Source organism: Calothrix anomala FACHB-343 (assembly GCF_014696435.1).
GTDB classification, from domain to species: Bacteria; Cyanobacteriota; Cyanobacteriia; order Cyanobacteriales; family Nostocaceae; genus Aulosira; species Aulosira anomala_A.
The window spans coordinates 101,050-114,344 of record NZ_JACJQG010000024.1; the positions used below are offsets into that span (position 1 = coordinate 101,050).

14 protein-coding genes are annotated in these 13,295 nt (G+C 39.7%); 11 read left to right on the forward strand and 3 right to left on the reverse strand.

Annotated elements, in window-relative coordinates; translation table 11 throughout:
• Position 1 precedes the first annotated feature (1 nt).
• The gene (locus H6G08_RS15745; protein ID WP_190544290.1) at positions 2-382 is read right to left on the reverse strand and encodes a calcium-binding protein; all 381 of its coding nucleotides are present in this window, start codon (positions 380-382) and stop codon (positions 2-4) included.
• 249 nt (positions 383-631) lie between these two features.
• Positions 632-1,321 (reverse strand): hypothetical protein, encoded by a 690-nt coding sequence (locus H6G08_RS15750; protein ID WP_190544292.1) that lies wholly within the window; start codon positions 1,319-1,321, stop codon positions 632-634.
• Between the two features lie 407 nt (positions 1,322-1,728).
• Here H6G08_RS15750 and H6G08_RS15755 point away from each other — a divergent pair, with 407 nt between their 5' ends.
• The 7 genes from H6G08_RS15755 to H6G08_RS15785 all read left to right on the forward strand — a co-directional run bounded on the left by H6G08_RS15755 (position 1,729) and on the right by H6G08_RS15785 (position 7,982).
• Positions 1,729-2,991 (forward strand): DUF8738 domain-containing protein, encoded by a 1,263-nt coding sequence (locus H6G08_RS15755; RefSeq protein ID WP_190544296.1) that lies wholly within the window; start codon positions 1,729-1,731, stop codon positions 2,989-2,991.
• A 346-nt stretch (positions 2,992-3,337) separates the two neighbouring features.
• On the forward strand, positions 3,338-3,535 hold the full coding sequence (gene rpmI, locus H6G08_RS15760; protein WP_190544299.1) for a 50S ribosomal protein L35: 198 nt from the start codon (positions 3,338-3,340) through the stop codon (positions 3,533-3,535).
• Positions 3,536-3,567: 32 nt separating this feature from the next.
• Positions 3,568-3,924, forward strand: a complete 357-nt coding sequence (gene rplT / locus H6G08_RS15765) for a 50S ribosomal protein L20 (RefSeq protein WP_190544302.1) — start codon at positions 3,568-3,570, stop codon at positions 3,922-3,924.
• Between the two features lie 24 nt (positions 3,925-3,948).
• Positions 3,949-4,821: a transporter substrate-binding domain-containing protein gene (locus tag H6G08_RS15770; RefSeq protein ID WP_190544305.1), complete on the forward strand. Its 873-nt coding sequence runs from the start codon at positions 3,949-3,951 to the stop codon at positions 4,819-4,821.
• Positions 4,806-5,015, forward strand: coding sequence for a hypothetical protein (locus H6G08_RS15775; protein WP_199322602.1), 210 nt, complete (start codon positions 4,806-4,808; stop codon positions 5,013-5,015). The genes H6G08_RS15770 and H6G08_RS15775 overlap by 16 nt, the downstream gene beginning before the upstream one ends.
• Positions 5,008-5,532: a tetratricopeptide repeat protein gene (locus tag H6G08_RS15780; RefSeq protein WP_190544308.1), complete on the forward strand. Its 525-nt coding sequence runs from the start codon at positions 5,008-5,010 to the stop codon at positions 5,530-5,532. Before H6G08_RS15775 ends, H6G08_RS15780 begins: the two co-directional genes overlap by 8 nt.
• Before the next feature lie 470 nt (positions 5,533-6,002).
• Positions 6,003-7,982, forward strand: a complete 1,980-nt coding sequence (locus H6G08_RS15785) for a primary-amine oxidase (RefSeq protein ID WP_190544311.1) — start codon at positions 6,003-6,005, stop codon at positions 7,980-7,982.
• A gap of 55 nt (positions 7,983-8,037) precedes the next feature.
• On the opposite strand, the gene H6G08_RS15790 is transcribed toward H6G08_RS15785, so the two are convergent.
• Complete coding sequence (locus tag H6G08_RS15790) at positions 8,038-8,553, reverse strand: DUF2243 domain-containing protein (protein ID WP_190544314.1); 516 nt, start codon at positions 8,551-8,553, stop codon at positions 8,038-8,040.
• A 537-nt stretch (positions 8,554-9,090) separates the two neighbouring features.
• Between H6G08_RS15790 and bchB the strand changes: the two genes are divergently transcribed.
• The 4 genes from bchB to H6G08_RS15810 all read left to right on the forward strand — a co-directional run bounded on the left by bchB (position 9,091) and on the right by H6G08_RS15810 (position 13,201).
• Complete coding sequence (bchB, locus tag H6G08_RS15795) at positions 9,091-10,617, forward strand: ferredoxin:protochlorophyllide reductase (ATP-dependent) subunit B (protein ID WP_190544318.1); 1,527 nt, start codon at positions 9,091-9,093, stop codon at positions 10,615-10,617.
• Between the two features lie 104 nt (positions 10,618-10,721).
• Positions 10,722-11,108: a hypothetical protein gene (locus H6G08_RS15800; RefSeq protein ID WP_190544320.1), complete on the forward strand. Its 387-nt coding sequence runs from the start codon at positions 10,722-10,724 to the stop codon at positions 11,106-11,108.
• 16 nt (positions 11,109-11,124) lie between these two features.
• The gene (locus H6G08_RS15805; RefSeq protein WP_190544323.1) at positions 11,125-11,475 is read left to right on the forward strand and encodes an immunity protein CdiI family protein; all 351 of its coding nucleotides are present in this window, start codon (positions 11,125-11,127) and stop codon (positions 11,473-11,475) included.
• Positions 11,476-12,190: 715 nt separating this feature from the next.
• On the forward strand, positions 12,191-13,201 hold the full coding sequence (locus H6G08_RS15810; RefSeq protein ID WP_190544326.1) for a HAMP domain-containing protein: 1,011 nt from the start codon (positions 12,191-12,193) through the stop codon (positions 13,199-13,201).
• Positions 13,202-13,295 lie beyond the last annotated feature (94 nt).

Consider the following 13,295-nt stretch of genomic DNA (forward strand, 5'->3'; position numbering starts at 1 on the left):
CTTAAAACTTGTATCCTCTAGCCAGCCAATATTGCCAGTCTGCAAGGGCTTCTAGAGTGTCTTCATCAGCATCAATGGCTTCGATTTCCGATAGCTTTGCTGAATACACATCATCTTCTTTGCCATTGATGACAGCTACCTCGACAATCATATCTTTGAGACACTCATCATCTGGAGCCATTCCCAAAACTTCAACTTGCTTTTCTTGGGGTGTCGTTGATTTCCGACTCTTTTTTGTCCATTTGGCATTAAAAGGAAAGTTGAGAGCCTCTTCTAGGTAGTAGTACCAAGCCATTGCCCTGTCTTCTTTGTCTTCAGCATCCGCAATGATTTCTGTCTCAATGCGCTGCTCTCGAGTTTTATCTTGTTCAACACTAGGCATAATATCCAGACTTGCTTAGGATAAATTTGGAACTATGTATAGTAACGTTTTGGCGATCGCCTGTCAATTTGTGAAAGATTATTTTTCTTATAGCCACATCAGCTAGCTTTAGAAATATAGCAAATTTTGCAACTTTATTCCATTAAATCAGGAAATTTCCTGGTTTGAGAAGTCAGGAGGCAGGAGGCAGGGGGACAAATAATTCAAAATTCAAAATTCAAAATTAAGAATTCTATTTGCCCAATGCCCTTAATCTGAATCCATTAAGCTGGCGGCTTCTTGCAGCAGGGCTTGTTGTTCTTTTTGAATTGCCTCTAGGCGATCGCAAATATATGCTAATCTTTGTTGTCTTTTTTGAGACTCTGTTACGGAGTTAGCTGGTATTAATGCTGAGTCTGGTTTTATCTTAGAAGCGCCTGTAATAGTTTGGAAACTATAACGAGCAAATTTACTCAGGGAAATAAAACCAACTTTTACCAACCCCTGAAGTAATTGAATGGGAACCCGGAGAATAGTCCAACTGGTGACTTCAATTAAGCGCATCGTCGCTTTAACTAGGCTCCAGAGCAGAGCTAAAATTAATACCAGCAGGATACTACTAATAATTGGGTGATTAGCTGCCCAACTGAGGATTTGTACTAGGCGGAAAAAAGAAGGGTGTTGTACTAGCCAATCATTCATTGAAGAAGCGATTGCATTTTGCATGGCTACAGACGTTGTAGTCTTAATATTCTCAGCAGAACCTTTCGCTTGTTCCCAAGTTGTTGTTATGGCATCAACTGCTCTGATAGTAGCTTGATTGGCAGTATCCTGAACAGACTGCCCTGCCTGCTGTACTGAATTACCAACAGACTTTACACTATCATTCACCAAAGACTGCGCCTGTTGCCAGCCTTGCCAAATTCCTTGAGCTAAATTAATGCCGATTTGAGGTTCCATAGAACATTGCACCACGGCTAAATCGAACCTGCAACCCATCTTACATAAACTGGCCAGGAAAGCACACTCATTTGGGTATGGGGTATGGGGCATGGGGCATGGGGCATTGGGCATGGGGCATGGGGCAGAAAGTATTCCTTCTGGCTCCTCCTATTTGCCTTCTGCCTTTCTTGGTTAATTTCTCGGAAACTGAATTGCAACTGCAACGTCACATAAAATATCTTCTTTTGGAATTACTAGCTGATAGCAACTCACCATGAAGTTGCGTTGAATATGTAGTAGCTAAAAAAGAGCTATTACTGAGTATATGCTGCAACATTGAAGAAACCATCAGGAATTATCAAAAGTAAATTCCGGAAAATAATATTAATAAATGTAGGAAATATCAACTCTTAAGGTCAAAGTGCATGAACGGCATTTCTAAACTATCTCACTCAATGAAAACTATATGTCATTTTCCCCAAAATGTCATATTTTCTTTAGCATTAACTAGCTTTATATGTGGCATTGGCTTGATTGATAATTATGCTAATGCTGCGCCTAATGTAGCTCATATCCAATTAGCACAAACCGGACAAAATAACCAAAATAGACTGCCGAAAAACGTTGCTAGAGCCATACTCAAGGACGCCGCCAAACGTGTTGACTTGCCTGTCAGCGAGTTAAAAATTACTAAAGCTACCACCAAAACCTTTAGTAATCCTTGTATTTTCAGGTTTGGGGAAGTTTGTACTAGAGAATATAGACCTGTCAATGGTTGGGAAGTAATTGTACAAGTAAAAGACCAATCTTGGACTTACCATGCCAATAGATCGGGTTCAGAAGTCTATTTAGATCCGAAAAGTAATCAATCAATAACAGTACCTTTACCCAAAGCGATCGCTAATAAAATTCTCAACGATGCTGCTAAACGTTCTGGTGTCGCAGTTGGCGATTTAAAAATTAGCGAAACCACATCTATCAGCTTTGGTAATCGTTGCACATTCAACTTTGGCGAAATCTGTACTGCAGATTATAATCCGGTGCATGGCTGGCGAGTAATTGTGCAAGTTAAAAATGAACCTTGGACTTACCATGTCAATAGATCCGGTTCGCAAATTATTTTAGATCCCATAATTAGAGAATGGCCAAAAGTGACTTTAACCACAGCGATCGGCAGTAAAATTTTAGATGATGCTGCCAAACGTTCTGGTGTTGCGGTTGGCGATTTAAAAATTACCCAGGCTACAGCTAAAAATTTTGGTAATCCTTGCGAGTTCGGCTTTGGTGAAGTCTGTACTAAGGAATATAATCCGGTTCCTGGTTGGGAAGTAATTGTCCAAGTTAAAGACAAATCTTGGACTTACCATGTCAATCGAGTTGGCTCGCAAATTATTTTAGATCCGAAAATTAATCCATCGGCAAACGTGACTTTACCCAGAGCGATCGCCAATAATATCTTAAATGATGCTGCCAAACGTTCTGGTGTCGCAGTTGCCAATTTACAAATTACCCAAGCTACAGCTAAAACCTTTGGAAACCAATGCCATTTTGGGTTTGGCGAAGTTTGTGCAGAGATTTATCAACCTGTTGAGGGGTGGGAAGTCCTAGTTAAGGTAAAAGAGCAATCTTGGACTTATCATGCTAATAAATCTGGTTCCGCGATCGTTTTAGATCCGAAAGCGGTTTAGGGACTTGCAAATAAAAAAACATCGCGATTGTTAACTTACCAAGCCCACAACCTCGTAGGGGCGGGGTTACCCCCACCTGTGTCAACTTAACGCAAAACCCTTATCCTAACTGGCTCCCATGCTCTGCGTGGGAGCGATGATTCTGAGGCTCCGCCTCAATTTATCAGCTTTCGAGGCGGAGCCTCGCAATACGCATTTCCAGCCTCTGGCTGGAAACGAGATATGAAATGGGGGTTTCACGTTAAGTTGACACCAATGGGTTACCCCACCCCTACAATTTATTGTGGCTCATGCAATTCGATGCGCTTAGTATATAATGATGGATTGTGTCGATCAAAGCCAAACCATGCCTAAACTCAAAACTCGTAAAGCTGCGGCAAAGCGATTCCGTGCCACCGGTACCGGTAAAATCGTCCGTCGCAAAGCCTTCAAAAACCACCTTTTAGAGCATAAGACTACCAAGAAAAAGCGTAGCTTCTCCAAGATGGCGATTGTAAATGAGCGCGATGAAGAGAATGTACGTTTAATGCTCCCCTATTTGTAAGTTTTTCAGGAATTTTCAGGAAAATATAAGTTATGACACGGGTAAAACGCGGTAATGTAGCTCGTAAACGCCGCAATAAAATTCTCAAACTAGCTAAAGGTTTTCGCGGTTCCCACTCAACTCTGTTTAGAACCGCTAACCAACAGGTAATGAAAGCGCTGCGGAGTTCCTACCGCGATCGCAAAAAGAAAAAGCGCGATTTCCGTAGCCTCTGGATTGCTCGGATTAATGCTGCTGCAAGAGAACATGGTTTAAGCTACAGCCAGCTAATCGGTAATCTCAAAAAAGCTAATGTCCAACTCAATCGTAAAATGTTGGCACAAATGGCAGTTGTCGATCCAGCTAGCTTTGGTAAAGTAGCTGCATTAGCCATTCAAGCTAAGGGATAAAGGATTAAGGATGAAGCATGAAGTATGAAGGCTGAAGTATACCCCAAAAATCAATCTGGGGGCTGGAAAAAAGACACCTTACTGCAGAGAATAGGTGTTTTACAGCAATTTTGGTTTTCATCCTTTATCCTTTACTCCTTATCCTTATTATTAATTGTTAGCTGTTGCTTTTTAGCCACAGGATCAATTGCATCTGCCGCCGAAATGCCAGAAATTCTGCGGCGAGGCTATTTAACTATTGCGGTTAAAGATAACTTGCGTCCCTTGGGATTTAGAGATGCTAGCGGGAATTTGCAAGGCTTGGAAATTGACTTAGCACAGCGTTTAGCCAGTGATTTGTTAGGGAAAGCAAATGCTGTGAAGTTACAACCAATAGCAAATCGCGATCGCTTATCTGTAGTCTTTAACAATCAAGTTGACTTTGCTATTGCGAGAGTTACAGCCACAGAGTCACGCTCTCGCTTAGTAAGTTTCAGTGTTCCTTACTACTTTGATGGCACATATTTAGTAGTAAAAGATACAGGAATCCAGAAGACAAAAGATTTAGTAAACCGTAAAATCGCTGTCCTGAATAACTCTAGCAGCATTGCTGATGTGAGGTACTATGTGCCCAATGCTGAGTTAGTCGGGGTGAATTCTTACGCAGAAGCGCGATCGCAAATGGAAACTGGGGAAGTACAAGCCTTTGCTGCTGATGCTAGCCTTTTGAGCGGTTGGATACAAGAATATCCCCAGTACCGCCTACTTCCAGACAAACTCTCCACAGCACCCTTATCTGTAGCCATGCCCAAGGGCTTGCAGTACGCTGATTTAAGATTACAGGTAAATGAAGCGATCGCGCGTTACATCGCCGAAGGTTGGCTCAAGCAGCGCGCTCAATATTGGGGGTTACCATAAGTCAACAGTCAACCGTCAATCGTCAACCGTCAACCGTCAACCGTCAACCGTCAACCGTCAACCGTCAACCGTCAACCGTCAACCGTCAACCGTTAACCGTTAACCGTCAACAGTCAACCGTCTCCCAGTTCCCCTTGCAGCTGATAATAAATAAGAAGACTCTTTATAATTTTCTCTTTCAAGACAATGGATAACAGTCTAGCGGTTGTTTATCTCTCGATTTTCGTAGGTATACTCGCCTTTGCAGTTGTGGCTATTTTTCGCCAAATTTTCAAAACTCGTCGGATTGAAAGTTCGTTGTCCCGCTTAAAAAACAAGTTGAGTAAAGAGAAGGGTACAACTCAAGAATATTACGAGTTAGGCAGTATTTATTCGCAAAAGAAAATCTATTCCCAAGCAATTACGCTGTTTCAAAAAGCTCTCAAAACGGCGGAAGAAGAAGGGGAAGAAAATATTGCTCCGATCTACAATGGGCTGGGTTATGTTTACTTTACTCAAGAGCAATATGATTTAGCAATTCGTCAGTACAAAGAAGCTCTGAAAAATAAACCTGACTACGTAACAGCGCTGAATAATCTTGCTCATGCTTATGAGCGGAAAAAATTAAACGCCCAGGCGCTACAAACTTACGAAGAAGCCCTGAAATTTGCGCCTAATAATTCTACTGCTAAACGTCGTGCTGAATCTTTGCGTCGGTTAGTTTCTGCTTAATTATTAACTTGATCGCGAATACGCGCTTCGGGGCATGGCAGTGCCAGTGCCCCTACAATCAACGATAATCTGTAGCTCATCAACTTGCAATCTGCTGTATATTTTTTCAATATATCTAATTTAAAAATATAGTTAGATGAATAATTATTCCAATTTGAAAAAAGAAGGCGAAAGATTGTAGGGGCAAGGCAATGCCCTGCCCTCTAGAATACATTAATGTTTCGCCAACATAATTTGAATTGGTATTATCATCCATAATTACAGCAGTTTTCACCTATTTGAACCACATCTATCGTAGGGAACATCAGTAAAATTATTGTATGTACCAAAAGATTGTCGGTGCCGTGCCCCTACAGCGTGGTCTATTTACCTGAAAATAGCTGTAATATAAAAATTTCAGTAAATTTATGCGGTTTATCAATTCCAGCCAAGAATATATATAGCTATATATTCCGATAAATATTTAAATAATGATGAAGCGGCTCTGGTTATTGAGTTTAATTATTGCCATTATTATTTTCATTGTTGGCGCTCTTGGTTATCGAGAAATTTTATTTGCACAACAACCGTCAATTTCCCATCCCCTCACAGCCTTAACAGCAGGAGAAATTAAGACAGCAGTTGCAGTGGTAAAAAAAGAAAAGAATCTCACTGAAAATGTAGTTTTCCCATTAATCAATCTGCAAGAACCAGATAAAAAAGAAGTTTTAAATTTTACACCTGGTAAATATTTTCAACGCCAAGCTTTCTTAGTAGTGTATGAGCGATCGCAAAATCAAACATACCAAGCTGTAGTTGACTTGAAAACTCAAACCCTCAGTTCTTGGAAGCTAATACCTCATGCTCAACCTGCAATAATTAATCCTGAATACGATTTAGCGCGACAGATTGTCCAATCAAATCCCCAATGGCAAGCAGCTATGCAAAAACGGGGAATTACAGATTTTGATAAAGTAAAAATTAATTGCTGGGCACCAGGTATTTTAACTGACAAGGAAATTGCCACAGGTAAACGTCTTTGTCGAGCATTATCTTACTATAAAGGTAATAATTGGAATTACTTCAGCAGCCCCATTGAAGGGGTAGTAGCTACTGTTGATTTAAACACAGGTAAAATCGATAGCTTTATAGATAACGGAGTAGTACCTTTATCTTCAGATAATTGGAATTATGATGTTCAATCTTTTAGTAAATTACTATCACCACCCAAATTATTAAAAATAATCCAACCTCATGGTACTAGTTTCCGCATTCGTGGTAATGCAATTAGCTGGCAAGGTTGGAATTTTCGTTATTTAATGCATCCTAGAAATGGGTTGATTCTCTATCAAGTAACTTATGATGATGGAGAAAAAATTCGCCCAGTTTTATACCGTGCTAGCCTATCAGAAATGGTAGTACCTTATGGTTATCCTGACTTTACCTGGGCTTTCAGAAATGCCTTTGATGTGGGCGAATATAATTTTGGTTCCCTCGCCACTTCAATGGAGTTAGGTAAGGATATTCCGGAGAATGGTTTGTTATTAAATGCCATGATGGCTAACGAACAGGGAGAACCTTATGAAATGCCCAATGTAATTGGTATTTATGAAAGAGACAATGGGCTATTGTGGAAGCATTACGAATACAATACCCGAAAAAATTATGTCCGTCGCAATCGAGAATTAGTGATGACGATGACGGGTGCAGTTGATAATTATGATTACAGTTTAAATTGGATTTTTCACCAAGATGGTAGTTTAGAAATTGAGAACGACTTAACAGGAATTGTGTTAGCACAGGGTACAAATGCAAAAACACAATCTCCAGATAATTCTTATGGCAGACTATTAGCAAAAAATATCTTTGGCGTAAATCATCAACACTTCTTTAACTACCGCCTAGATATGGATGTAGATGGCGAGGCTAATTCTGTCATGGAAATGAATGTGCAAGCCTTACCTTTAGATAATCATAATTCTTTGGGAAATGCGATCGCAGTTACAGATACACCCTTAACTACAGAAAAGGCGGCTGTGCGCGATTTAGACATGAAACACAGCCGCGAATGGATGATTGTTAACCCTAACCGTCAAAATACTTTAGGGACTCCCCCAGCATATATGCTAATGCCAGGGGGTAATACAGTATTTTTCCCCGTAGAAGGTGCTAAGATTCGCGAGAAGGCTGGCTTTGCAACACATCATGTATGGGTAACAAAATATCACCCAGATGAACTTTATGCTGGCGGCGATTATCCAAACCAAACTCAACCAGGACAAGGTTTACCTAAATATATTGCCAATGATGAATCTTTAACGGGTGAAGATATCGTACTTTGGTACACAATGGGCGTTACCCATATTCCCCGTCCTGAAGATTGGCCTGTAATGCCAACACACCGAGTTAGTTTTAAACTTGCTCCTAGAGGATTCTTTAGCCGCAATCCAGCAATTAATTTACCTGAATAAATTTACCATTACGAAGCGAAAATATTCATAATGAAGGCAAGTTTTACTCATTTAATTATCCAGACTTATCCTCAGAAGAAAAGCTGACTTTTGAAGAATTTTGCTCTTGATTTAGCATTATCCATCCAACGATCGCAAGCAACGCACCCAAGGCGAGAAAACCTAGATCCCAAGCTAATTGATTTACCCCTGGTTTCACATGATGGATACCTAAAATTTGATGATTAATTACTCCTTCCACTACATTGAATAACCCAGCACCTATGAGCAAAGAACCAACAAAAGTTCGTGATGACCAAGGAACATCAGCACGCCCTCCCGCACGCCATAGTAATGCTACTCCAATCACAGTTAATACCCAATCCAAAGCATGAAATAAGCCGTCCCATACCATGTTTACGTCTGTATTAGTATCACTGGTTAAGGGTCGAACACTGCTTAACATATGATGCCACTGAAGAATTTGATGCAGCAGGATACCATCGACGAAGCCACCTAGACCTAGACCTAAAAAAATCCCAGCAGTAATTAGTGGTAAACGTTTACGGAAAGCCAAATTATTTGCTGTCATTTTTAAACCCACAGACAGTTTTACCGTCAGAATAGAATTATTTTGTTATGCATATCTTCTGTCTGCGGGGCAATAGCTTAAGTAATTAGGTTAGGACTTACGCAATGTCAGATATTTTTCATGCTTTTTGTCAATGGTCAATAGTCCATAGTCCATAGTCCAAAAACCTGAATTTTGACCATTGACTTTTGACTTTTGACCACCCTTGTGAGGGTTTTTGTGTTCGGTGCATAAGTCCTATAGGTAATTCTTTCATCTCCAAGAATCGCAGTTTCCCAATCCCAGTTTGTTTGAGGAAAGTTTGCAGAAAATAAAGATTTATGTCACTTAAACAACAACAATGTTGTTTAAATTAAGCTCTAGATTGCTGATGGTAACAGGGTTTGGGCGATCGCATGAATTGAAACTTAATAATTACCCCATTTTATTCAGGCTACAAGTTTTGAGAGAATCAGACAACGATGAGAGATTCCGCAATCATAAAGTCCATCTATTAACGGACTGCGTATTGTTTCAGTTTAAAAGGGAGAAAAACTGATGAAATTGGCTTACTGGATGTATGCAGGGCCAGCGCACATTGGTACGCTACGAGTCGCTAGTTCTTTTAAGAATGTCCACGCCATTATGCACGCCCCGCTAGGCGATGACTATTTTAACGTCATGCGCTCCATGCTATCGCGGGAACGAAACTTTACTCCGGTAACAGCCAGTGTAGTAGATCGCAACGTTTTGGCACGCGGTTCTCAGGAGAAGGTAGTAGAAAATATCACCCGCAAAGATGCAGAGGAACACCCAGATTTAATTGTGTTAACTCCTACCTGCACCTCAAGTATTTTGCAAGAAGATTTGCACAACTTTGTCGAACGGGCACAAATAGAAACTAAAGGCGATGTCATGCTAGCGGATGTTAACCACTACCGCTACAACGAACTACAAGCCGCCGATCGCACTTTGCAACAAATTGTCCAATTCTACATTGAAAAAGCCCGGAAAAAAGGCGAACTTCCCGCAGGTAAAACAGCTAAACCCTCAGTTAACATCATCGGGATTTCTACCCTGGGTTTCCACAACCAGCATGACTGCACCGAATTGAAAAGACTGATGGCTGATTTAGGAATTGAGGTAAACACCGTCATTCCTGAAGGCGCTTCTGTCAACGAATTAAAGAAAATGCCCCAAGCTTGGTTTAACCTAGTACCTTACCGCGAACTGGGTTTAACAACAGCGCGTTATCTCGAAGAACAATTTGGTACTCCCTACGTAGATATTACACCAATGGGTGTGGTAGAAACTGCCCGTTGTATCCGTAAAATTCAGCAGGTAGTAAACGCTCAAGGGGTTGATGTAAATTACGAAGATTTCATCAACGAGCAAACTTTGTATGTATCCCAGGCTGCATGGTTTTCTCGTTCCATTGACTGCCAAAACTTGACTGGGAAAAAAGCCGTCGTCTTTGGAGATAACACCCATGCAGCCGCTATGACAAAGATTTTATCGCGGGAAATGGGAATTCACGTGGTTTGGGCGGGAACTTACTGCAAATATGATGCAGACTGGTTCCGCGAACAAGTCAGCGAATATTGCGACGAAGTATTAATCACCGACGATCACGGGGAAATTGGAGATGCGATCGCGCGTGTAGAACCCTCAGCAATCTTTGGTACGCAAATGGAACGCCATGTTGGTAAGCGTTTGAATATTCCCTGCGGTGTCATAGCTGCACCTATTCACGTGCAAAACTTCCCCATTGGTTACAAACCATTCTTGGGTTATGAGGGTACAAATCAAGTCACAGATTTAATCTACAATTCCTTTACTTTAGGAATGGAAGATCATCTCTTAGAAATCTTTGGGGGACATGACACCAAAGAAGTCATTACCAAAGGAATTTCCGCCGAATCTGACTTAAATTGGACAAAAGATGGTTTAGCAGAGTTAAACAAAATTCCTGGGTTTGTGCGCGGTAAAGTCAAACGCAACACCGAAAAATTTGCACGCGATCGCGGTATTAAAGACATTAACTCTGAAGTACTTTACGCAGCAAAAGAAGCTGTTGGCGCTTAGTTGATTAATTAACTTCAAAAGATTCAGGGTGAAGAGTAATAAATACTTTTTACCCTGTTTTTTTTATTATAAATAATGAGTATTTTAACTAACTAAATTTAAATATGGATGATGAAAAAGCGGTGTTGTTTGCAGAACTTCGTGAATCTGGTATTAAGCATAGTCCAGAAAAAGTTGTGCGAATTGCCAAGCAAGTTGATGGCAAAATCGTATTTTTAGAAGAGGGAAAAGCTGGTAGAAGAGGTAGTGGGTTAGCACATATATTAAAAGAACATCAAGAGGATTTTTCCAGACGCGGAATTTCTGAGAATGAAATCCCAGATGCTGTTATGGCTGCTATCACCAGAGGAACCTTTATTGGCTATCAAGGAACAATAGAACCTCGAAGAGAAATATATGAAGTCATTTTTAATGGCAAAACGCAATACATAGCTGTAACAGTAGGTGATAATGGTTATATAGTTGGAGCTAATCCCGCTTCTTTCCCATAATTCCACCTGAATAGCTATGGCAATAACGATAAAACTAATGGCTGATTATGGGTGCGACCCTTTATGGTGGGCAGATGCTGATAAAGTTGGTAATATCGATCCAGCAAAATTGCCCCTCAGTCTAGAAACCATAAATCGCCTAAAAAATTGGGCTAGTGATTATAATGCAAGCTTAAACTGGCAAGATCCTGCTAACTCACCAGATTTAAGTCCAGAAGCTGAAGCAGCTTTTGAGGAAGAAGGAATTAACCTCTGGAAGCAACTACAAGCAGAGCTAGCACCTAATTATCAAGTTATCTATTTCAGCGAGTTACTAGGTAAAGTGATAATCCATCCCAGTGAATTAGAAGCTAGTACTGTGTATTAACGCAGTGTCACCTACCATTTATTATCATACTCTGAAGGAAATATGTAGCATTAAGTTAAGTTATCTAACAGAAGTTCAATAGCTAAATCAGGAATATTGCTGAATCTCATAGCAAGTTTACACATAGCTGATGCAGCTAATCTCTTATCGTCTGTTGGCGCTTAGGCTAACACTTGATTGTCAAAAAAATTAGAGCATCCACAGAGGATGCTTTTTTTATTGTTCATCGCCAGAGTTAACAGAACCAGATGGGTAGGTTAGGTTTACCTTGTGTAAACCTAACCTACATCCACTAGAATCCGCACCCTTCAAGGTTGGGGAGTATATCAACTATGTGCATCATTCTTCAAGTGAAACGGTATGAGCCAGAGCTGAATCTTCATTAAAAATTAAGCCATCCTCATTTTTTTCTCATTTTTATTCAGTAGCATTTCTCATCATTAAGTAAAACAACAACTGAATTTTATTAATATTTTTACTTAAAAGCTTAAAAATCTTGATACATAATGTACTGAAGCTTAAAGCTTTAATTGAGATGAGATAGTCGGTGTAAGAACTGAATAGGCTGATATATAACTTCCGCCTAGCTTGCTGCAAAGGAAGATAATCTGAAGTTTTTTAATATTTGCCACTGATATTTTAAAGGTTCGATATAAATTCTCTATTTAGAATTTTTAGCATCTAAAATTAAATTATTAGATAAAAATTTAAATATATGCAGGCTAAACGAATTCCTCATAACTTAAAAAATAATTTTTTACGGACAAGGGTAAGTTTTTTGGGGAAGAAAATTTATAACTTAAATATTGGTCAAAAAATTTGTTATGGATATGTACTTAGCCTCAGTATTGCTGTTGTGGGTATAGTTGGCGGTATAGTTATTGGAGATTACCACCAAAAATTTGCCCAGCAGCAACGAGATGATGCTTACTATGAAATAAATCTACTGCATCGGTTACAAACTGCTTTATTACAAACAAGAACTACTCAACTACAAATTATTCCCTTGCTCACTCACAAGCAGGAATTATTACATCAACAATATGCTGATTTCTCTCAAGATTCAGCAGAAGTTAAAAGGCTATGGTCTGAACTAAATTTACATATAACAAGCAAAAATTATCAACAACAGGTAAACATTGAGGGTATACCATTTTTCCTGAAAACTTACTCAAGTGTAATTAAAAGATATATCTCTCAAGTAGAAGAATTAATTAATAAAAATCCTGTAAATTTGAATTTAAACTCTGAAGAAATCGAAATTAGACAGGAAGTTTGGGTAGAATTTTCTAGCAGTCAACTAGCGCTTAAATATGATGTTATTGACGATCAACTAAATCATGTAATCTCTGCATCTTATGAAGACGAAAAAAGAGCAAATGCAGCACTAATTAATGCGGAAAAAATTCGCTTTAGAATTGTTGTGTCCAGTATCTTATTATCCGTGATTTTGGCTGCTGTTGTTGCTAGCTACACCAGTCGTATTCTCACAGAGCCGATTTTGGCTGTGACAGATGTAGCAAGGCGCACAACTGAAGAATTAAAGTTTAATAGATTAGCTCCTGTGACGACAGGAGATGAAGTGGGAGTATTAGCCACATCACTCAATAGTCTGATTCAACGCTTATCGCAATATACCCATGAATTAGAATTAGCTCGCCAAAATTTAGAAAGTCGGGTAGATGAAAGAACTCAAGAACTTAGTCAAGCTTTAGAGGGTGTTTGAAAAGTTTTTAGGGGTCAAATTTTATGCTAGCCGCCTCACCATAATACGGATCATAGCAAGGTAGATAAAGGTTTCTGAAGTTTCGGGTAATAAC